We start from the raw sequence: 20,671 nt of genomic DNA, 5'->3' as shown, positions 1-20,671 counted from the left end.
GCTTATCTGAAGAAAAAACCACCCTAAACTGATACCTCGTTCAACCCACAACGAGGATCAGCCTCCATGAAAATTCTTTTGATCGGCGCAAACGGCACCATCGGTTCGGCAGTCGACAAGGAACTGTCGCAACGCCACGAAATCATCCGCATCGGCCGCACCAGCGGCGACTTTCAGGTGGACATCAGTGACAGCGCCTCGATTCGCAAACTGTTCGGGCAGACCGGCAAATTCGATGCACTGGTGTGTGCCGCTGGCAACGTGACCTTCGCACCGCTCAACGAAATGACCGAAGAGAGCTTTGCCCTGGGCCTGAAAGACAAGCTCATGGGCCAGGTCAATTTGCTGCTGATCGGCCGCGAGTTCGCCAATGACCGCGCATCGTTCACCTTCACCACCGGCGTGCTCAGTCACGATCCGATCTACAGCGGTGCCTCGGCAGCACTGGTCAACGGTGCACTGGACAGCTTCGTCCGGGCCGCCGCCATCGAACTGCCGCGCGGCTTGCGCGTGAACTCGATCAGCCCGAACGTCCTCGTCGAAGCCATGGGCAAATACGCGCCGTACTTCCGTGGCTTCAAGCCGGTTCCCGCGGCAGATGTGGCTTTGGCCTACGCCAAAAGCGTGGAAGGCCTGCAAACAGGTCAGACCTTTCACATCTGAAGATAAAAAATCGCAACCTGCATCAGCGCCAATACAACGTGGAGACGATAACGAGTTGTGATGAACGGTCAGGCTGAGTAACGTGGCGACACTTGTCAGGAGACCCCAAGATGCGTGTTGCCCGTTCCTTAGTCCTCGTTGCCCTGCTTCCGCTGTTCGCCGCTTGCCAGTTGTTCGAGGGTGAGCGGCAGAATGCCTCCCATGTCGGCCAGACACGCATGCAAGGCCAGTTGACCGCGGCGGAGGGCAAACTGCTGTTCCAGCCGTGCAACCAGGCAAACCGCTACGTGGTCAACGACACGGGCGGTACCAGCGTTCTGCAGCAGGCCGCAAACCTGGCGGACAAGCAGGGCAAGCTGTTTGCCGACGTGCGCGGGCGGGTTGTGGCAGGCAGCGGTGGTGACGGCCGGCTCGATCTGGAGCAGTTGTACCGCGTCGAGCGCTCGAGCAACGCGTGCGAGGATCCGAATTTCAAGCTGCTGATCCTGCGCGCCGCCGGCCACACTCCGCAGTGGAGCGTGAAAGTCAGCGGCAAAGGCATGGTCCTCGACCGGGCTGGCCAGCCGCCGTTGGCCGTGCCTTACGTCGAGGAGCAACTGGGCGATGGCCGTTTCAACCTCAGCACCGAAGCCAACAACCAGCACATCGAACTGTGGGTTGCGCCGCAACGTTGCGTCGACAGCAGCACCGGCAGCATCCAGCACATGAGCGCCGAACTGCGCATCGACGGTCAGGTACAGCGCGGCTGCGGGTATTTCGGCGGATCGCGCGACGACTGATCGTTTAAGCCTCACGGGCCTGCGCCTTTGAGGCTTATAATCGCGGGCTTCAAACGCCCTGGCGCAGTTGTGCGCCCCGCGAACCGGATCCCGCCATGTTACGAATCACCGAACTCAAGTTGCCGATCGACCATCCCGAAGAAGACCTGCGCCCTGCCATCGTGCAGCGCTTAGGGCTTGCCAGCGATGACCTGCTCGATTTCACCTTGTTCAAGCGCAGCTACGATGCGCGCAAAAAGTCCTCCGAACTGTGCTTCATCTACACCATCGACCTTGAAGTTCGCGATGAGGCGGCGGTGCTGCACAAGTTCGCCGATGACCGTAACGTCAGCGTGGCGCCGGATGTCAGCTACAAAGCGGTAGGCCAGGCGCCGGTCGATTTGAGTGCGCGTCCGATCGTCGTCGGCTTCGGTCCGTGCGGGATTTTCGCCGGGCTGCTGCTGGCGCAAATGGGCTTCAAGCCGATCATCCTCGAACGCGGCACCGAAGTACGCCAGCGCACCAAGGACACCTGGGGCCTGTGGCGCAAAAGCGTGCTCAACCCGGAATCCAACGTGCAGTTCGGTGAAGGCGGCGCGGGGACATTCTCCGACGGCAAGCTCTACAGCCAGATCAAGGACCCGAAATTCCTCGGCCGTAAAGTCCTGCACGAATTCGTCAAGGCCGGTGCCCCGGAAGAAATCCTCTACGTCAGCAAGCCGCACATCGGTACGTTCCGCCTGACCGGCGTGGTGGAAAACATGCGTGAGCAGATTCGCGCCCTGGGTGGTGAAGTGCGCTTCCAGCAGCGTGTCACCGACGTATTGATCGAGGACGGCCAACTGGTCGGCGTCGAGCTCAACGGCGGCGAGCAGATCCACTCCAGACACGTGATCCTCGCCCTCGGCCACAGTGCCCGCGACACCTTCCGCATGCTCCACGGCCGTGGCGTGTTCATGGAGGCCAAGCCGTTCTCGGTGGGTTTCCGCATCGAACACCCACAGTCGCTGATCGACCGTGCGCGCCTGGGCAAGTACGCCGGCCACCCGAAACTGGGCGCCGCCGACTACAAACTGGTGCACCACGCCAAGAACGGCCGCTCGGTCTACAGCTTCTGCATGTGCCCGGGCGGCACCGTGGTGGCCGCGACTTCCGAGCCGAACCGCGTGGTTACCAATGGCATGAGCCAGTACTCGCGTAACGAGCGCAATGCCAACTCCGGCATCGTCGTCGGCATCACCCCGGAAGTCGATTATCCGGGCGGCCCGCTGGCCGGTATCGAGTTGCAGGAACGCCTGGAATCCCACGCATTCGTGCTGGGCGGCAGTAACTACGAAGCCCCGGCGCAACTGGTCGGCGATTTTATCGCGGGCAAACCGTCCACCGAACTGGGCAGCGTCGAGCCGTCCTACAAGCCGGGCGTTGCCCTGGGTGATCTGGCGCTGGCGCTGCCGGCGTTCGCCATCGAAGCGATTCGCGAAGCCCTGCCGGCGTTCGAGAAGCAGATTCGTGGTTACTCGCTGCACGACGCGGTGTTGACCGGGATCGAGACCCGCACCTCCTCGCCGCTGCGCATTACCCGTAACGAGTCGTTGCAGAGCATGAACGTGAAGGGCTTGTTCCCGGCCGGTGAAGGTGCCGGTTATGCGGGCGGGATTCTGTCGGCGGGTGTTGACGGGATTCGCATTGCCGAGGCTGTGGCTCGGGATATCCTCGGTATCGAGGCCTGATACACACCATCTGAAACAATACAAAACCCTGTGGGAGCGAGCCTGCTCGCGATAGCGGTAAATCAGTCAGCATATGTGTTGAATGTTATGCCGCCATCGTCGGAACGCCGCCCGGAGCAGGCTCGCTCCCACATTAGTACTCAGTGTCTGAAAAATCTCAGATATTGGCGCGCAGTACCGACGCCGGCAACGGCTCACCCCGCTCCACCGTCGCCGCCACCGCAGCCATCAAACCACTCAGCTCATACCCCTGAGCCTTGAGCCAGTCCTGATCGTAATAGGTCGTGGCATAGCGCTCGCCGCTGTCACACAGAATCGCCACCATCGACCCCGTCTCCCCCGCCGCCTTCATGTGCTGGGCGGCCATCAGTGCGCCGATCAGGTTGGTCCCGCTCGACCCGCCCACATGCCGTCCCAGACGCTCCGCCAGGTAGTGCATGGCCGCCAGTGACAAGGCATCCGGCACCTTGACCATCGCGTCGATCACTTTGGGCAGAAACGACGCTTCCACGCGCGGCCGGCCAATGCCTTCGATCCGCGAGCCGTGGTCCAGTCGCAGGCTGGCATCGCCGGTCTGGTAGTAATCGAAGAACACCGAACGCTCGGCATCGGCACACAGCACGCGGGTGCCATGCTGGCGATAACGCACGTATCGGCCCAGGGTGGCCGTGGTGCCGCCGGTACCGGGGCTGGAAATCAGCCAGCTCGGCTCGGGGTGCTGCTCGAAACGCATCTGCTGAAAGATCGACTCGGCAATGTTGTTGTTTGCCCGCCAGTCGGTGGCGCGCTCGGCGTAGGTGAACTGGTCAATGAAGTGCCCGTCGTGTTCGCGAGCCAGACGCTCGGACTCGGCGTAGATCTGGGTCGGATCGTCTACCAGGTGGCTTTGGCCACCATAGAAGGCAATTTGCGCGATCTTTTCCTTGGACGTGGTCGCTGGCATCACCGCAATGAATGGCAAGCCCAGCATGCGCGCGAAGTACGCTTCGGAAATCGCCGTCGAACCGCTGGAGGCTTCAATGACCGGCGCGCCGGGTTTGAGCCAGCCGTTACACAGCGCATAAAGGAACAGCGAACGGGCCAGACGGTGCTTGAGACTGCCCGTGGGGTGGCTGGATTCATCCTTGAAGTACAACTCGATGCCCGGAAAACCTGGCAGCGGCAAGGGGATCAAGTGGGTGTCGGCGCTGCGCTGGAAATCGGCTTCGATGATCCGGATCGCTTCGCGGGACCACTGTCGATTGTCGCTCATGATGGTTTTCTCGTTGAATCGGGCAGGAGTCGGCCTTTAACAAGGCTCATCCAACAAGCTTAGGAAAAAACCTGCATCCAGCACAGGTACAGCTGAGATCCAATACGCCCGGCAACTGCTAGGCTCAGGTCGGTGCTGGCGGATCACTCTGTAACGACATATAACAAAAAAGAATATAACTTTTGTTTTAACAACTAACAGTACTTGTTAGGGTGTAACACCTTTTGAATTCACAGATGGAGAGCGACCTTGCCTCTGCGTAGCACTTTCACGCGTTTCTTTCAGTTGGAAGCTGCCAGCGGTCTGTTACTGATCGCCGCTGCCGTTCTGGCTCTGATTATCAACAACTCGCCGCTGTCGTGGCTGTACAACGGCCTGCTGGACACCCCCGTGGTGGCGCAGATCGGCGCGCTGAAAATCGCCAAGCCGTTGCTGCTGTGGATCAACGACGGCCTGATGGCGCTGTTCTTCCTGCTGATCGGCCTGGAAGTGAAGCGCGAAGTCCTCGACGGCCAGTTGTCCAAACCGTCGCAAATCGTCCTGCCCGGTGCCGCAGCCATTGGTGGCATGGTGGTGCCCGCGCTGATCTACTGGTACCTCAATCGCGACACGCCACCGGCCCTAAACGGCTGGGCAATCCCGACCGCCACCGACATCGCCTTCGCCCTTGGCGTGCTGGCGCTGCTGGGCAAACGGGTTCCGGTATCGCTGAAACTGTTCCTGATGACCCTGGCGATCATCGACGACCTCGGCGCGATCATCATCATTGCGATCTTCTATTCCGGCGCGTTGTCGACCCTGTCCCTGGCGCTGGCCGCGACCTGTATTGCGGCGCTGATCGGGATGAACCGGCTTGGCGTGGTCAAGCTCGGGCCGTACATGATCATTGGCTTGATCCTCTGGGTCTGCGTGCTCAAGAGCGGTGTCCACGCAACGCTGGCCGGCGTGACCCTGGCATTCTGCATTCCGCTGCGCACGAAAAATGCCGAGCCTTCGCCATTGCTGACCCTGGAACACGCCCTGCATCCGTGGGTCGCCTACGGCATCCTGCCGCTGTTCGCCTTTGCCAATGCCGGCCTGTCCCTGAGCGGTGTCACCGTCGAAAGCTTCACTCACCACGTCCCCATGGGCATCGCCATCGGGCTGCTGCTGGGCAAGACTGTCGGAGTCTTCGGCCTGACCTGGCTGGCCGTGAAAACCGGTATCGCCGCCCTGCCCCAAGGCGCCAATTGGGGCCAGATACTGGGCGTGGCGATTCTCTGCGGCATTGGTTTCACGATGAGTCTGTTTGTCGGCTCGCTGGCCTTTGAGCCGGGCGTGAGTGATTTCGCCGGGATGGACCGCATGGGGATCTTGACCGGTTCGATTCTGGCCGCGCTGATCGGTTATGTGGTGACGGCGATGGCGAGCCGCAAGAGCATCGCGCTGGCCTCCTGATAAACCGCGATAACGCCTGGCGCCAATCAGGACTCGCCTGAGCTGAAAAACAAAAAACCCGATCAGTCACCTGATCGGGTTTTTTGTTTATCCGGTGTTTGCGCTTAGTGCGAAACGCGGCTGGTGCCACCCACACTGGAGATGCGCACACGCTCGCCAACACGGAACACTTCGTTCGGCTGAACTTCCTGAACGTAGGCGCGCATGCTGCCATCGTCTTCGCGTACGGTGATTTCCACGCCCTGGGTGCGGGTCAGGCCTTCTTCAGCGGCCGAACCGAGCAGACCGCCGGCCACGGCACCAATGACGGCAGCGACGACGCTGCCTTTGCCGCCACCAATGGTGCTGCCGCCAACGCCGCCGACCACTGCGCCTGCAGCGCCGCCGATCGGGGTTTTGGTGCCTTCGATTTTCACCGGACGCAATGCTTCGATGGTGCCCATGCGAACCGTCTGCACCCGACGCGCCTCGTCACGGGAATAGGAGTCACCGGTCAGGCTCGATTGGCAACCAGTGAGCAACATCGCCATCGTGGAAAAGGAAGCAACCAGCAGAACAGACTTACGCATAGCATCAACTCCAAAAAAACAGATATCCATTAAACTCCGCAGCTTGACGCCTGTCACGGCACAGCCCGGGTAAAATTGGTTTGATTCAGGCTCCGTTAAGGCGCCTCCACGAACTCACACAGTAGCGGCAAATTCGCAAAGCTGCCCCACTGGCCAAGGATTTCAATGGACTACTTTATCATCGTCGTCACGACTGTTGCCGGTTTGTACTTCCACTGGTGGCTGTACGTACGGATCAAACGCTGGATGGACCGCGACCTGGCGCTAGCGCTGGCGGGCAAGGACGAGCAGAAAAAAGCCTTCATGCTCGAACAATTGGCGAGTGCTCAGGCGCAGAAGATCAAGCGTCGAGACCTGCCGAAGTGGCTGGAGGCCGCTGCGGCAGGCTATCCCGGTCGGTAGACTGCTCAGGGTGCCAGACGTTCAAGAATCCAGTCGGCGCCCTGCTGGCGGTAATTGAGGCGGTCGTGCAGGCGGCTTGGGCGGCCCTGCCAGAATTCGATGCGGTCCGGCAGCAGGCGATAACCGCCCCAGTGTTCCGGGCAATGCGGCTGGGTGTCGGTGAAACGTTGCTCGGTATCCTTGAGCAGCGCTTCGAGCTCGCTACGATCGGCGATCACCTGGCTCTGCGGCGACGCCCAGGCTCCCAGGCGGCTGCCCAGCGGACGGACCTGATAATAGGCGTCGGATTCCTCAGGCGTGACCTTCACCACCCGCCCTTCAATACGCACTTGGCGCTCCAGCGCCGGCCAGAAAAACGTCATGGCCGCGAACGGATTCGCGGCCAGATGCTGGCCCTTGGCGCTTTCGTAGTTGGTGAAAAAGGTGAAGCCCAGTTCGTCCAGGCCCTTGAGCAACAGAATGCGACAGTGCGGCCGACCGTCCTGGTCAACGGTGGCCAGGGTCATGGCGTTGGCTTCCACCGGCACCTGTTCGGTTTTCACCGCGTCGGCGAACCACTGGTGGAACAGCGCAAACGGCTCGGCCGGGGCTTGTACCTCGGTCAGGCCATCACGGGTGTAGTCACGACGCATATCAGCCAGGCCCTGGGTCATGGCGCATTCCTTTTGGTTAACGAATCACTGCTTTGCAGTATCGGTGGCGGCGACTTTCTTGTCAGCCGTGGAGGCTTTGGCTGGCGTGGTTTTCTTCACCGGCGTTGCAGTTTTCGCAGGTGCTTTCTTGGCCGGAGATTTTTTCGCCGCGGCTTTTTTCGTCGCTGGAACAGCAGCCTTTTTAGTCGCCGGGGCCGGTGTCACAGGCTTGGCTACCGGTTTGGCGTCAGCGGCAGCGACCAAGGCCACAGGCGCCGGAGCCGGCATGTTGTACTTGCTCAGCAGCGCGACCATGGTGTTTTGCGGGGTCACCAGCAGTTCCACACGACGGTTCAGTGCACGCCCTTGCACGCTGTCGTTGGCTGCACGCGGCGCATCACCGCCCAGGCCGCGCAGCATCAAGCGATCACGCTGCAAACCGCTGAGACGGAAAATCGCCGCAACGGACTGGGCACGCTCCTGGCTCAGTTTGACGTTGGCAGGCGCAGCGCCGGACGTATCGCTGTGGCCGAGGATCAACACAGCAGTCTTTGGATCGGCTTCAAGGATTTTCGCAACGCGGGTAAACGGACCGAGCGTAACCGGCAGCAGCATGGCCGGACGATCAGGGTTGAACGAGCCTTCGACCGGCGCAGTCACCACCAGCACGTTTTCGCGGCGCTCGAGTTGCATGTTGCTGCCCTTGACCGCCTCGCGCAGTCGCGGTTCGTAATCGTCAAGCCAGGCCTGGGTGACTTTCGGGTCTGGCATCGGCACAACCTTGGCGGTGCTCTGCTCGCTACCGCCGAACGGCCACCACCACTTGCTGGCGCTATCGGCTTCGGCCTTGGCCACCGCAACGGGTTTGACTACCGGTTTAACCTCCGACTTGGCCACGGGCTTGCCGGCACTGTCGGCGGAACCGAACGGCCAGTACCAGTGGCTGCCGCTTTCAGTCTTGGCGACAGGTGCCGTCGCGTCTTTCTGTGGAGTCTGTGCGCAACCGGTAATAGCGAAGCACAGGGCCAAGGCGAGGGTTTTATTGGATGACATTGGATATCCACAAAAATGAAGTCAAAAAAATCAGGCCACATTGGCCGGTAGAAGCAGATGTTTTGAAACTGGAAAGGCTAACGGGTTCCAACCCTGGAACTCGATAGTCGTTTTTACAGACAAGTGGCCAGAACCCGCACCAGCTTTTGCGCGCGCGGGTCCATCAAGACGTACGGCCCCAGGGTATTTGTCACAAATCCGAAAGCTACATCGTGCTCCGGGTCGGCAAAACCGATGGAGCCGCCGGCACCCGGATGACCAAACGCCCGCGGGCCAAGGCCGAAGGTGGCATTGGCAACGTCCGGTTGATCGAGCATGCAGCCCAGGCCGAAACGGGTCCGGGTCAGTAAGGTCTTGTCCTCGCCGAGGCTGTGCTCGCGAGTCAATTCATCGAGCATTTCGCTTTCCAGCAAGCTGCCGTCGAGCAGGCCGGCGTAGAACCCGGCCAGGCTGCGGGCGTTGCCATGGCCATTGGCGGCCGGTTGTTGCATGCGTCGCCACTCGGGTTTGTTGGTGCTGGTCATGATCGACGGCGGGTTAGTGAACGCCCGGGTCGTCATGGCCGTTGGCTCGCGCATGGTCACTTGCAGCAGGCGCTGGGCGGCGGCATCGCCGACATTGCCCTTGCCCCGCGCAATGTGGGCCACGCGATGGAACTCTTCGTCGGCCAGGCCGACATGGAAGTCCAGGCCCAACGGTTTGGCGACCCGCGCGACGATGGATTCACCCGGCCCACGACCGTCGGCACGGCGCAGCAATTCGCCGACCAGCCAGCCATAGGTGATCGCCGCGTAACCGTGGCCTTCGCCCAGTGTCCACCACGGTGTTTCGGCGGCCAGGGCGTCGACCATGGTTTGCCAGTCGTAAAGGGCTTCGGGGGCCAGCAGCTCGCGCAATGCCGGAAGACCGGCCTGATGGCAAAGCAGTTGGCGCAGGGTGACGGACGCTTTGCCGGCAGCGGCAAATTCGGGCCAGTAGCGCGCAACCGGGGCATCCAGTTGCAGCTTGCCTTCGGCCACCAGTTGCAGCGCGGTGACGGCGGTAAAGGTCTTGGTGCAGGAGAACAGGTTGGCGATGGTATCGCTGTGCCAGGCCTCGGCCCCGTCCTTGTCGGCAGTGCCGGCCCACAGATCGACGACGGTTTCGCCGCCGACCTGGATGCACAACGCTGCGCCACGCTCCTGGGGATCGTCGAACAGCGCCGCGAACGCCTCTCGCACCGCTTCGAACTTAAGCTCGTAATGACCCTGAATCTGCACCCGCAACTCCCCGGATTAACGCTCTACAAAGTGGTCGGCATTGTTCCAGCCCTTGAGGGTTTTGGGAACAGGGTTGGGCTGGATGGTTGCCTTGCCACCAAGCTTTTGTGGCGAGGGGTTTCAGGGATTAATGGCCTTTGCCGGAATGCCCACCGGCGCCCTTCCCCGGCCCCTTGCCAGCCTCGGCCTTGCGGCCGCCCTCGGCGTCGTGGCTGGCTTTGTCGGCGGCGGCCGCAGCCTTCTCGGCCTCTTTGCCCAGTTGCTCGACTGTCGCCAGGTTGCTCTTGCGCACGCTGTCGACAAAACCCTGGAACGGCAGATCAGTGATGCCTACCAACCCGAAGTGACCGTTTTCACCGTCAAGCAAGCGCCCGGTGACCGGTTGATCGAGGTACTGGAACCAATGCACGCCGACAATCGACGGCTCGCTCAATGCCTGTTTGAGGAAGTTGGCGTACGCCGGACCGCGGTCCTCTTCCTTCGCCAATGGCGTGACGCCGCCCCAGAACGGGCCACGATCAGCCGAGCCGAAATTGAACTCGGTGATCAACACCGGTTTATCGAGACTGCGCAGTTTGGCGAAGTCGTAACCATCCTGGGGTTGCAGGGTGTACATGTTGAAGCTCAACACGTCGCAGTACTGGGCGCAGGACTCCACGGCTTCCGGCGTGCTGATCGCGAATCGGCCGCCGAGCAGCAACTGGTTCGGCGCGTGCCACTTGAGTGAGTCGGAGATGGTCTTGAAGTAAGTGTCGGCAAAGACCTTCTGGAAGTATTTGAAGTCGGCTTCGATTTCCGGATGCTCGGCGCTCGGCAACGGCGGTACGAACCCCGGATCTTCCATCAACTCCCAGGCTGGCAGATCAATGCCCCAGGCTTTCGACAGGCCGGCCTGATTGCGGTACTTGTCACGCAGCTGCTTGAGGAATGCGCGCTTGGCCGGCACGTCGGTGGTCATTTTCAAGGTGCCGTAGGCCAAGGCATAACGAGCTTTCGGGTCGTCGCCGGGACCGGTCCAGGCCAGTTCGTTGTCGGCGTAGTAACCGATCAGCCATGGATCGTCACGATGGTCGCGGGCAGCAATCGCCACTGCACGCTCGGTGGCCATGGCGAAACGCGGGTCGAACGGGTCGGGCATGCCGCCCCACCAGTCGGTGCCGGTGCTGATGCTGGCGTAGTCGCCGACGATCGACAGCGGCAAGGTGTAAGGCACGCGATCGGCATTGCCCAGTACGGGGGCGCTCCAGTTGCCAATGGTGTTGAAGCCCCAGGCCTGCAAGCGATCAAGGGAGTGACTGGCCCAGCGCTGCTCGTCGAACGCGGCTTTGCAGGGTTCTACAGGTGTTGGCGTTGCTGCTTTTGCCTCAGTTTTGGCCGCTTCGGCGACACCGGATTCGGCAGTCGCAGGCACGACCGGTTGCTCGGCAGCTTTTTCCGCCGTTGCTTCAACCGCATCGGCCTTGCTGTCGCTCCTCGAGTCACAAGGGTTGCCATGAAGGCGCTGCAAGTTGGCGCCGTAGAAATCGTACCAGCGACCTGCACTGTACCCACGCCCCTGATCGGCGCCGTTGCCGCCACGGTTGTCGCCTTCGCCGTAGTGGCTGGCGAGTGCGTCATCTGCTTTGGGCAGGGATTCGAACATCCATTCGCGACCGGCAACGTAGGTCTGGTTGACATCCGGAGCCACGGTATTGACCCCCAGGGAATAAAACGGGTGCCCCTCGGGCGTCACCAGATACCAGCGACCGTCACGTTTTTCGGTTCGGAAAAAACCACTGGCCTTGAACGACGGGCCTTTGGCTAACCCGCCGAACTTATCCAGAGAAGACTTCTGACGTTCGGCCAGCCAGGTTTTCAGTTGCTGCTGCTCCTTGCTGGCGGCGCTTTTCAATTGTTCGTCACTGCTTACTTTTTCCGGCCACTTGTCCCGGGTCGACTGGCCGTAAGCATCCACCAACCCGCCATACACGGCTTGGGTGACCGACTCGCCGTCCTGCACACCAAAACGCTCCAGCAGGATGCTTTGTGCGGCTTTGGGCTGGTCCATCGACAAGCTCACCGATACCACCTGGCTGCGATCCAGTTCACCAGCGCTGCTGGCCACAAACACACGCTGCCCCTCAACGGTCATCGGCATCGGCGGACCAGCCTTCATGCCCTGGCTCAGCGGTGATGTCGCTTGCAAAGGCACCAACAGGGTTTGCGCAGGCCCCGCCGGCAGATCGACGCGGCTGACCAGTGTCTTGCCGTCGTTGCTCTGGATGGTCACGTACAGGGTCAAGGCCCAGTTCATCGCGCTCTGGATCCGCAGGCTCATGACGCCCGACTGCGACCAGTCCCAGGAACCTGTTTGCGGGGTCAGGCGCAAAGTCGGCCGGGCAACCGGGTTGAACGTCACCCGGCGCAGCACTTCGCCCTCGGGGGTTTGCTCGGCGTTGGATTGCGGCAGGCTGGCGTCCTGAGTCGCCACCTGGACCACGTCGGCGGGGCGCACAAAGTTGAACAGCGTCTGCTGGCTGGCGGGGGCGGCCAACAGCGGTGTTGCGAACAGCAGGGCAAAAACAGCAGGCAACGAACGGCAAATCATGAGAACGAAATTCTCCCTAACGACCTTCAGTGGGCCAGTGGAAAAGCGATGGCAGAGAGATAGACAACGCGGTGGGCAAAACTGCCCACCGGTGCTTCAGGAAATTTCTCGACGGAACGGCGGTAACGCGTTGAGGATGGCTTTGCCATAGCGCTGGGTCACCAGGCGCCGGTCGAGCAAGGTGATGGTGCCGCGGTCTTCTTCGGTGCGCAGCAAGCGACCGCAGGCCTGGACCAGCTTCAGCGAGGCGTCCGGCACGGAGATTTCCATGAACGGATTGCCGCCCCGGGCTTCGATCCATTCGGCCAGCGCCGCTTCGACCGGATCATCGGGCACCGAGAATGGAATCTTGGCAATGACCACGTGCTCGCAATAGGCACCGGGCAAGTCGACCCCTTCGGCGAAGCTCGCCAGGCCGAACAACACGCTGGAATCCCCGCCATCGACTCGCGCCTTGTGCTTGTTGAGGGTTTCCTGTTTCGACAGGTTGCCCTGGATGAACACTTGCTTGCGCCAGTCGCGGTCGAGGCCGTCGAACACGTCCTGCATCTGTTTACGCGAGGAAAACAGCACCAGCGTGCCCCGCGAGCCTTCGACCAATTCAGGCAAGTCACGAATGATCGCGGCGGTATGCGCCGCTGCATCACGGGGATCGGCGTTCAGGTTCGGCACCCGCAACACACCGGCGTCAGCGTGATGGAAGGGGCTCGGCACCACCGCTGTCACAGCTTTTTTAGGCAGGCCGGCGCGCATGCGAAAGCGGTCGAAGGTGCCGAGGGCCGTCAAGGTCGCCGACGTCACCAGGCAGCCATACGCCACGTTCCACAGATTGCGGCGAAGCATTTCCGCCGCAAGGATCGGGCTTGCGTTGACCTCGATGTCGAACAGCGAACCGCTTTCGGCCAGGGTCAGCCAGCGGGCCATGGGCGGGTTGTCTTCCGGGTCTTCGACGGTGAAGGCGGTCCACAACTCCCAGTTGCCGGAGGAACGCGACAACAGGCTGCCGAACAGCGGATACCACTCTTCGGCCTGGTTGCTGGCGATGCCAATGTTGACCTCGCCGTCCATGCCTTCCTTGAGCAGTTCGGTCAGGCGGGTGAACAGATCGGTCAGCCGTGCGAAGCCTTTTTTCAGTTCGATGCCCATTTCACGCATGTGCTCGGGAATCACCCCGCCGACGAATCGGTGACGCGGGCGCTCGCGGCCTTCGACGTCTTCGCCGGGTTTGAAATCGGCAATCTGCTCGCACGCGGTGAACATGAACTGCTGCTGGGTCTTGATCTCCCGCGCCAGCTCCGGCACCTGCTCGATCAACTTGCCCAGGTCCCCCGGCAGCGGGTGCTGGGCCAGCAGTTTGGTGAGGTTCTTGGCGGTGGTTTCCAGCCAGTCGGCGGTGGAGCGCAGGCGCGTGTAATGGGCGAAGTGGCCGATGGCCTTGTCCGGCAGGTGATGGCCTTCGTCGAACACGTAGATGGTATCGCGCGGATCGGGCAGAACCGCGCCGCCGCCCAAGGCCAGGTCGGCCAGCACCATGTCGTGGTTGGTGACGATCACGTCGACCTTGCCCATGCCTTCGCGGGCCTTGTAGAAGGCGCACTGGCCGAAGTTCGGGCAATGACGGTTGGTGCACTGGCTGTGGTCGGTGGTCAGGCGCGCCCAGTCGGCGTCTTCCAGGGCGGTTGACCAACTGTCGCGGTCGCCGTCCCACTTATTGCCGGCGAGTTTTTCGATCATGCTGGTGAACAGCTTCTGGCTGGCCTCGTCGACCTCGATCTTGAAGCCTTCCTCTTCGAACAGCTGCGCGGTGGCGGTTTGCGCGTGACCTTCCTGCAACAGCATGTCGAGCTTGGACAGGCACATGTAGCGCCCGCGCCCCTTGGCCAGGGCGAAGCTGAAATTCAGCCCGCTGTTGCGCATCAAGTCGGGCAAGTCCTTGTAGACGATCTGCTCTTGCAGGGCCACGGTCGCGGTGGCGATCACCAGGCGCTTGCCGGCAGCCTTGGCGGTCGGGATCGCGGCCAGGCTGTAAGCCACGGTCTTGCCAGTACCAGTGCCGGCTTCCACCGCAACTATCGCGGGGTCGCCACTGCGCCGGCCTTCGTCGTCGGTGTCGATATCACCCAGGACCTTGGCAACTTCGGCGATCATCAGGCGTTGGCCGTAGCGCGGCTTGAGGCTTTTGGCTTCGAGAAAACGCGAGTAGGCGCCCTGGATCGTGGTTTTGAGTTCAGTGCTGATCATGGATTGTCGGGCGCAAAAAACGCTGGATAAATTTTCAGTGGTTCGGTTCGGCCGCTATCATACCCCGCTAATTAATCCCGCGCAGAACGGAGTAACCCAATGACACCTTTTAGCCTCATTTATAGCCTGCATGTACTGGCGGCCCTGGTCTGGGTCGGCGGCATGTTTTTCGCCTGGATGGTCCTGCGCCCCGCCGCGATCAAGGCACTTGAAGGCCCAGCCCGGCTGAAGTTATGGATAGAAGTGTTTCAAGGTTTTTTCCGCTGGGTCTGGGTGGCGGTGGTGCTGTTGCCGGTCAGCGGTGTGGGCATGCTGCACATGCATTTCAATGGTTTTGAAGCCGCGCCGCGTTATGTGCAGGTGATGATGGGCCTGTATGTGGTGATGACCGCGCTGTTTATCCGCATTCAGGCGCTGATGCTGCCGGAACTGCGCACCGCGGTGGCCGAGCAGGATTGGCCAGCCGGGGCCGCGATACTGGGGCGGATCCGCCGGTTGGTGGGAATCAATCTGCTGGTGGGGTTGGCGGTGGTGGCGATTGCTGCGGCTCGGCCGATGTTTTGAAGCAAATGTAGCCGGAGGGGCTCTCGGTGATGCTTACATCCGCTGCACTGTCACCGAACCCGCCGCGCCTTCTGGACCAGGCTGACCATCGGCCCCGGGTTTACCGCTCTTGCCGCCATCGGTCTTGTAAACCAGGCAGCCCTTGGCTTTGCCACCCGCGCCCGGTTTGCCGCCTGGGCCAGCCAGGCCACCGGCACCGCCAGCCACCTGAACCTTGATCCGGTCTGCCGGGAAGTCGTGCGGCACTGCCAGTTTGACCAGCGCCCCCGGTGCTCCCGGTTGACCATTGCTGCCATCACTACCATCGGCACCGCGCCCCGCCTGACCCCAGGTGCAGCCCGGTTCCTGGCCGTTGGCCCCATCAAGACCAACGAACCCCGGCGCACCCGCACCACCGCGAGCATCAACGATCAATTGCGCTGCGTTCATTGTCTTGATCTGCAAATCAAGGTTGCGCCCGGATCGAGCAGCCTTCTGGTAAGTCCCGGGGGCGCCACGGGAGGTGATCTGGCTGCCTTCGGACAAATCAGCGCGACGGACCTTCAGAGCCAGCGCCTGTTCCCCCGGCACGATGGCGATGCGCGCTTCACGCCCCAGATGCAATTCACCCACGGTGACTTCGGTGACGTTCGAAGGAATCAGCAAGGTGCCGTAATCGGCCACTTCCAGGCGTTCCAGTTGCAGGGTGCTGGCGGTGTTGGGCAAGCGCATTAGCGAGTTGGGTTCGACACTCACCACCTGTGCGCTGGCCAATGGGCTGATGAGTGCGGCGAGCAGACAGAGTTTACGCATGGGAAGCCTTCGAAGCGGTGGGGGCTGGAATGGTTTGCAGGTGGAATACGCCAAAAATGACGATCCTCAGGCGGTCAAGCCAGGGATGTGCACGACCTCGAAGGCTGCGATAGCACAGCAACGCTTCCAGAAGATGAATGCCCCCCAACAGGCCGCCGGCCATGTTGACCAACGGGTGCAGCGGAAAGACGAACGGTGTGAGCAGATTGACCAGCACTACCGACCAGAACAGCAAGGTCAGTAACCGCCCCAGCCCCCATAAGACTTTCATACGCGCCCCCAATGAGAATTATTGTTTGCGCGCACAGTAACGGCTTCCACGCGGGATAAGCCAGAGGGCAACGGAAAAATCTTCATGGAGGCCGCCAAACGGCCGTCGCAGCGCTCACAACTGTCGCCCGACGGCTCTATCTCTTGGCTCAGCGGTTTATATGCAGGTCCACGCGACGGTTTTTCGCACGGCCTTCTTCTGTTTCGTTGTCGGCAATCGGTTGGCTTTCGCCCTTGCCTTCACTGGTGACTTTGTTCGGCGCCACACCCTGGCTCAACAGGTATTCCGCCACGCTGCTGGCACGCCGCTCCGACAAGGCCTGGTTATAGGCATCCGAACCGACGCTGTCGGTATGACCGACCACCTTGATGCTGACCACATCGGCATCCTCGAACTTGCTCATCAACGCATCCAGTTGACTCTTCGCCGTCGGGGTCAGCTCGGATTGATTGAAGACAAACAGTACATCGCTCAGAGTAATGACTTCGGATTGCGCAGGTTCGGCCTGGACGCTGTCCGGATACTGCGGCACCAGGCAACCGCGATGGTCGACCGGGGTATTGGCAGGGGTTTCAGGGCAACGGTCGCGTCGGTCGAAAACGCCGTCGCCGTCTTCGTCGCCATCCAGGGCATAGCAGATCAAGCCGCCGGACAAGATACCGAGCGCCGCCCCACCCGCGGCCCAACCGCCACTCTCGATTGCGCCCAGACCACCACCGACCAGGCCGCCGATGAGGCTGCAAATTGGCCAGGTGCGTTGATTGAGGGGGGCAGTGCCATCGCTGTGGGTCGCGCAACCGGTCAACAGGCTGCCAATTAGCAGAACCGGCAAGACGGTCCTTGTGAGAACGATCATATTGAAAGCTCCTGTGTACCGGCCAATACCGGTTACACAGGAGTAAAGACCCGCATCCGCGACTGCACAAGGCGCGGATGCGAGGGGGCTTAACGCTGGATTTTGATTTCGGTACGACGGTTCTGTGCACGACCGTCAGCGGTTTTGTTGTCAGCAACCGGCTGGCTTTCACCGGCACCGACAACCGACACGAAGTTGCTGCGAGGTACGCCTTGCTCGATGAGGTATTCAACCACCGAGTGGGCGCGTTTATCCGAGAGTTTCTGGTTGTAGGTGTCGCTGCCAACGCTGTCGGTATGGCCGGTTACGGTCAGTTGAGCAGTCGGGGCTTCGGCTTTCAGGCGAGTGGCAATCTTGTCGAGTACCTGTTTGTCGGACGAGGTAAGTGTGGCTTTATCAAACTGGAAGTGAACATCGCGGATGACGATGGTTTCCTCCTGGACCACAACCACCTCTTCGACCACAGGCGCTGGTGGTGGGCAACCGTTGGCATCGACCTGAACACCTTTAGGCGTGCCAGGGCACTTGTCGCGACTATCCAGTACACCATCGCCGTCTTCGTCGCCATCACCGTGCACCCAGCAATAAGCCGCTGCCGTACCGCCGACGAGTAGAGCACCATACCCTGCCCATGCCGAGCTTTCGGTCGCACCGAGGCCCGCCCCCACAACGCCACCAACCGCCGCACAGGTCGGCCAGTCGGTTTTCTGCAAACCTGCGCAACCAGTCAAGACACTGGTTAGCAGAACCAAGGGTAATGCTGTCCGAACTATGCTCATCTAGTTTTCTCCTGAGGGATCGGCTTAGAACCGATTCAGGTAGTAAAGACCCGAGTTTTAAACTCCGCCAGCAATAGGCCACGCTGTTTAGTCGCGTATTAACGGTAGCTTGGCGCTTTTGTCACCAGGGCGCTCTAGGCCCAAACGTTCGGGCAGGCTAGTCTTGGCAGATCTGATTGAGGATCTTCGATGATTGCAGGTATTTCTTCACGCACGCCACAACAGGCACTGGCCGCGTTACTCGACCGATATGCCCCCGCGCGCCTGTTGTTGATCGGCGCCAGCGAGTTCCCGGCACTGGAAGCTTTCAAACTCGCCCACCCGGAAAGCTGCGTCGCTTTCGCTGCCCCCGGACCGTTGCCCGCCGAGCTGGCGGCCCGCCGTTTCGACCTGGCCCTGGTGGTCGATTGCCTGGAGCATTTGCCCAAGCGCGACGGCCTGAACCTGCTGGGCGGCATCCGCAACCTCAACGCCAGCCGCATCGCGGTGCTGGCGGATCTGCCGGCCTGTGGCTGGCAGGAAACGGACTTTTTCTCCCTGGCCCTGCAAGCCAGTGAACGCTTTCAACGGGACGAACAGGTCCTGACCCTGTTCACCTACGATCTGCTTGAATACAAACAAGTCCCCGACTGGCTCAATTCGCGCTTCTGGGCCAATCCGGAAAACTTCGGGAAATACTGGTGGTGATGCAATGAGTACATCCATTTGCCCATGCGGCAGCGGCACCCTGCTCGACGCCTGCTGCGGTCACTACCATGCCGGACACCCGGCACCATGTGCGGAAGCCTTGATGCGCTCGCGCTACAGCGCCTATGTGCTGGGGTTGATCGACTATCTGGTGGCCACCACTCTGCCCGCCCAACAGGCCGGCCTCGACCGTCAATCGATTAGCGACTGGAGCACGCAAAGCACATGGCTGGGCCTTGAGGTGGAAAGCTCCGAAGTGCTGGGCGGCCAGCCTGAACACGCTTTCGTGACCTTCACTGCGCGCTGGCACGACAGCAATGGCGAACACAGTCATCGAGAGCGCTCATCGTTCGTACAGAACACCGGGCGCTGGTATTTCATCGACCCCACCGTGCAACTCAAACTCGGGCGCAATGACGCCTGCCCGTGTGCCAGTGGGCAGAAGTTCAAAAAGTGTTGTGCGGGATACTTCAGCAGTTAGGGCATGCATAGACTGCCCGCCATGCAGGAGCTGTCGAAGGCTGCGATCCTTTGGGTCTAGACTAGGGCTCAAGGGAGAAACACCACGATGATCCTCCGCCGCTGCGCACTCTGCCTGCTCACGCTGTTCCTGACACTGGGACTCGGTGGCTGTGCATCGTGGTTCGGCGACGACTTGCCGGACCCCGAGGTCCATCTGGTGAAGATCGAGGTGGTCAGCGCCAAACTGCTGGAACAGAAATTCCTCCTGCACTTTCGCATCGACAACCCCAACGACAGCGACCTGACGGTGCGCAGTCTGGAGTACCGCGTTCACCTGGGTGACATACTGCTGGCCGACGGCGAGTACGAACACTGGTTCACCATCGGCCCCAGGCACAGCGCTTACTTAAAGGTGCCAATCCGCACCAACCTGTGGTCCAAGGTCCGTGAAATGGCCAAACTGCTGAAAAAATCCGATCAGCCCATTCCCTATCGTCTGGAAGGTGAACTGGAAACCGGTATATTCATCGCCCACTACGTGCACCTGACGCGCAATGGCGTGATAATCGCCGCCGATTTAATTCCGGAGCAACACCGATGACCCAGCAACCCCATGTCCACGGCCCTGACTGCAACCACGATCATGATCATGACCATCACCACCATGATCACGACCACGGCCATGTCCACGGTCCGAACTGCGGCCACGCTCACCAGGAACCGGTGCGCAACGCCCTGAAAGACGTCGGCCGCAACGATCCGTGCCCATGCGGCAACGGCAAGAAATTCAAGAAGTGCCACGGCGCTTGATGCTTCGGGCGAAGGCTTGCTTCGCCTGTTGAATCGCCTTCGCGAGCAGGCTCGCTCCCACATTTAAACTGCGCCAGACAACTGTCCTGTGAATGCAGATCCCTTGTGGGAGCGAGCCTGCTCGCGATTGCATTATCACATTCAACATAGAGGTCGACAGACCTGACGCCATCGTCGGAACGCCGCCCGGAGCAAGCTCGCTCCCACAGGCACTTAGTCGGCTGACAGAATTTGTGCACTGCTGACCACCGTCGCATACTCACCATGCAAATTCCCCAGCGACATCGCATGCACCTCTTCGGCGCTATGGGCATGGCCGAAAAAATCAGCCTTGTCGAAGGTAAAGCACGCATCCTCGGCCACCCACGTATCAAACCCCAGGTTGCCCGCGGTACGCGCCGTGGATTCCACCGAGTTGTGCGTCGCGACACCCACGATGATCAACTGCCCGATTCCCGCCTCGCGCAACTGCGCCTCCAGCCCGGTTGAACAAAACGCATCCGGCACCTGCTTCTGGATCAAGCGTTCACCGGCCATTGGCTGAAACCGTTCCTGAAACTCCACCCCCGACTGCTGCGGCCAGAACACTGAGTCTTCCGAGCGGGACAGGTGCTGCACATGGATCACCGGCCGGGCGGTGCGCCGCCAATGGCTGAGCAACTCCAGCATGCGCTCTTCAGCCTGAGGGTTATTCCTGCGGCCGAGCCTGGGGTGAAGGATGCCTTTTTGTTGATCGATGATGATCAGTGCCGCGTTTGCCTTGAGCTCCATGCCGACTTTTCTCCAGGATTGTTGAGCGTGTCGCACTTCAACATCCCCCATTGCGACTGGCAAGACTGCGATCTTTCCGGTTTATCAGACAAATCC

General features: G+C 61.0%; 22 protein-coding genes. 10 read left to right on the top strand and 12 right to left on the bottom strand.

Features of this window, described 5'->3' with window-relative positions; all coding sequences use genetic code 11:
* Window positions 1-66 precede the first annotated feature (66 nt).
* From WHX55_RS06120 to WHX55_RS06110, 3 genes are all read left to right on the top strand, one after another.
* Entirely contained in the window at window positions 67-663 is a 597-nt protein-coding gene (locus WHX55_RS06120; protein WP_353742236.1) for a short chain dehydrogenase, read from the top strand.
* Window positions 664-773: 110 nt separating this feature from the next.
* Window positions 774-1,442 (top strand): hypothetical protein, encoded by a 669-nt coding sequence (locus tag WHX55_RS06115; protein WP_353742235.1) that lies wholly within the window; start codon window positions 774-776, stop codon window positions 1,440-1,442.
* A 95-nt stretch (window positions 1,443-1,537) separates the two neighbouring features.
* On the top strand, window positions 1,538-3,151 hold the full coding sequence (locus WHX55_RS06110) for an NAD(P)/FAD-dependent oxidoreductase (protein ID WP_353742234.1): 1,614 nt from the start codon (window positions 1,538-1,540) through the stop codon (window positions 3,149-3,151).
* 157 nt (window positions 3,152-3,308) lie between these two features.
* On the opposite strand, the gene WHX55_RS06105 is transcribed toward WHX55_RS06110, so the two are convergent.
* Window positions 3,309-4,406 (bottom strand): PLP-dependent cysteine synthase family protein, encoded by a 1,098-nt coding sequence (locus WHX55_RS06105; protein ID WP_191624897.1) that lies wholly within the window; start codon window positions 4,404-4,406, stop codon window positions 3,309-3,311.
* Between the two features lie 246 nt (window positions 4,407-4,652).
* Here WHX55_RS06105 and nhaA point away from each other — a divergent pair, with 246 nt between their 5' ends.
* On the top strand, window positions 4,653-5,840 hold the full coding sequence (nhaA, locus tag WHX55_RS06100) for a Na+/H+ antiporter NhaA (RefSeq protein ID WP_353742233.1): 1,188 nt from the start codon (window positions 4,653-4,655) through the stop codon (window positions 5,838-5,840).
* A gap of 104 nt (window positions 5,841-5,944) precedes the next feature.
* Here nhaA and WHX55_RS06095 read toward each other — a convergent pair whose 3' ends face one another.
* A complete protein-coding gene (locus WHX55_RS06095; RefSeq protein WP_150727622.1) occupies window positions 5,945-6,409 on the bottom strand; it encodes a glycine zipper 2TM domain-containing protein in 465 nt (154 codons plus the stop codon).
* Window positions 6,410-6,574: 165 nt separating this feature from the next.
* Between WHX55_RS06095 and WHX55_RS06090 the strand changes: the two genes are divergently transcribed.
* The gene (locus WHX55_RS06090; RefSeq protein WP_116262154.1) at window positions 6,575-6,811 is read left to right on the top strand and encodes a hypothetical protein; all 237 of its coding nucleotides are present in this window, start codon (window positions 6,575-6,577) and stop codon (window positions 6,809-6,811) included.
* A 5-nt stretch (window positions 6,812-6,816) separates the two neighbouring features.
* Here WHX55_RS06090 and pdxH read toward each other — a convergent pair whose 3' ends face one another.
* From pdxH to dinG, 5 genes are all read right to left on the bottom strand, one after another.
* The gene (pdxH, locus tag WHX55_RS06085) at window positions 6,817-7,464 is read right to left on the bottom strand and encodes a pyridoxamine 5'-phosphate oxidase (protein WP_353742232.1); all 648 of its coding nucleotides are present in this window, start codon (window positions 7,462-7,464) and stop codon (window positions 6,817-6,819) included.
* A gap of 24 nt (window positions 7,465-7,488) precedes the next feature.
* Window positions 7,489-8,496: an OmpA family protein gene (locus WHX55_RS06080; RefSeq protein WP_353742231.1), complete on the bottom strand. Its 1,008-nt coding sequence runs from the start codon at window positions 8,494-8,496 to the stop codon at window positions 7,489-7,491.
* A gap of 113 nt (window positions 8,497-8,609) precedes the next feature.
* A complete protein-coding gene (locus WHX55_RS06075) occupies window positions 8,610-9,755 on the bottom strand; it encodes a serine hydrolase domain-containing protein (RefSeq protein ID WP_353742230.1) in 1,146 nt (381 codons plus the stop codon).
* 127 nt (window positions 9,756-9,882) lie between these two features.
* Window positions 9,883-12,342, bottom strand: a complete 2,460-nt coding sequence (locus tag WHX55_RS06070; RefSeq protein WP_353742229.1) for a beta-galactosidase — start codon at window positions 12,340-12,342, stop codon at window positions 9,883-9,885.
* Between the two features lie 96 nt (window positions 12,343-12,438).
* The gene (gene dinG, locus WHX55_RS06065; RefSeq protein ID WP_007992389.1) at window positions 12,439-14,583 is read right to left on the bottom strand and encodes an ATP-dependent DNA helicase DinG; all 2,145 of its coding nucleotides are present in this window, start codon (window positions 14,581-14,583) and stop codon (window positions 12,439-12,441) included.
* 99 nt (window positions 14,584-14,682) lie between these two features.
* On the opposite strand from dinG, the gene WHX55_RS06060 reads away from it, so the two are divergent.
* The gene (locus WHX55_RS06060; RefSeq protein WP_150754160.1) at window positions 14,683-15,147 is read left to right on the top strand and encodes a CopD family protein; all 465 of its coding nucleotides are present in this window, start codon (window positions 14,683-14,685) and stop codon (window positions 15,145-15,147) included.
* Window positions 15,148-15,180: 33 nt separating this feature from the next.
* Here the strand turns inward: WHX55_RS06060 and WHX55_RS06055 are convergent, their stop codons facing one another.
* The 4 genes from WHX55_RS06055 to WHX55_RS06040 all read right to left on the bottom strand — a co-directional run bounded on the left by WHX55_RS06055 (window position 15,181) and on the right by WHX55_RS06040 (window position 17,845).
* Entirely contained in the window at window positions 15,181-15,939 is a 759-nt protein-coding gene (locus tag WHX55_RS06055) for a collagen-like protein (RefSeq protein WP_150757325.1), read from the bottom strand.
* The gene (locus tag WHX55_RS06050; protein WP_150757324.1) at window positions 15,932-16,210 is read right to left on the bottom strand and encodes a DUF1145 domain-containing protein; all 279 of its coding nucleotides are present in this window, start codon (window positions 16,208-16,210) and stop codon (window positions 15,932-15,934) included. Before WHX55_RS06050 ends, WHX55_RS06055 begins: the two co-directional genes overlap by 8 nt.
* A 148-nt stretch (window positions 16,211-16,358) precedes the next feature.
* Window positions 16,359-17,066 carry an OmpA family protein gene (locus WHX55_RS06045; protein WP_150754163.1) on the bottom strand — a complete coding sequence of 236 codons (708 nt, stop codon included), beginning with the start codon at window positions 17,064-17,066 and terminating at the stop codon, window positions 16,359-16,361.
* Window positions 17,067-17,155: 89 nt separating this feature from the next.
* Window positions 17,156-17,845 (bottom strand): OmpA family protein, encoded by a 690-nt coding sequence (locus WHX55_RS06040; RefSeq protein WP_150727632.1) that lies wholly within the window; start codon window positions 17,843-17,845, stop codon window positions 17,156-17,158.
* A 189-nt stretch (window positions 17,846-18,034) separates the two neighbouring features.
* Between WHX55_RS06040 and WHX55_RS06035 the strand changes: the two genes are divergently transcribed.
* The 4 genes from WHX55_RS06035 (at window position 18,035) to WHX55_RS06020 (ending at window position 19,804) form a co-directional block, all read left to right on the top strand.
* The gene (locus WHX55_RS06035) at window positions 18,035-18,532 is read left to right on the top strand and encodes a DUF6231 family protein (RefSeq protein ID WP_150727633.1); all 498 of its coding nucleotides are present in this window, start codon (window positions 18,035-18,037) and stop codon (window positions 18,530-18,532) included.
* Window positions 18,533-18,536: 4 nt separating this feature from the next.
* Complete coding sequence (locus tag WHX55_RS06030; RefSeq protein ID WP_150757323.1) at window positions 18,537-19,013, top strand: YchJ family protein; 477 nt, start codon at window positions 18,537-18,539, stop codon at window positions 19,011-19,013.
* 87 nt (window positions 19,014-19,100) lie between these two features.
* The gene (locus tag WHX55_RS06025; RefSeq protein ID WP_150727635.1) at window positions 19,101-19,595 is read left to right on the top strand and encodes an LEA type 2 family protein; all 495 of its coding nucleotides are present in this window, start codon (window positions 19,101-19,103) and stop codon (window positions 19,593-19,595) included.
* Window positions 19,592-19,804, top strand: a complete 213-nt coding sequence (locus tag WHX55_RS06020) for an SEC-C metal-binding domain-containing protein (RefSeq protein WP_015093814.1) — start codon at window positions 19,592-19,594, stop codon at window positions 19,802-19,804. Before WHX55_RS06025 ends, WHX55_RS06020 begins: the two co-directional genes overlap by 4 nt.
* 213 nt (window positions 19,805-20,017) lie before the next feature.
* Here the strand turns inward: WHX55_RS06020 and WHX55_RS06015 are convergent, their stop codons facing one another.
* The gene (locus WHX55_RS06015; protein ID WP_150754167.1) at window positions 20,018-20,575 is read right to left on the bottom strand and encodes a cysteine hydrolase family protein; all 558 of its coding nucleotides are present in this window, start codon (window positions 20,573-20,575) and stop codon (window positions 20,018-20,020) included.
* Window positions 20,576-20,671 lie beyond the last annotated feature (96 nt).

It is taken from the genome of Pseudomonas fluorescens (assembly GCF_040448305.1).
GTDB lineage: Bacteria > Pseudomonadota > Gammaproteobacteria > Pseudomonadales > Pseudomonadaceae > Aquipseudomonas > Aquipseudomonas fluorescens_BH.
The sequence above is the reverse complement of the archived record's forward strand: the minus strand, read 5'-3'. Positions and strand labels throughout refer to the sequence as shown.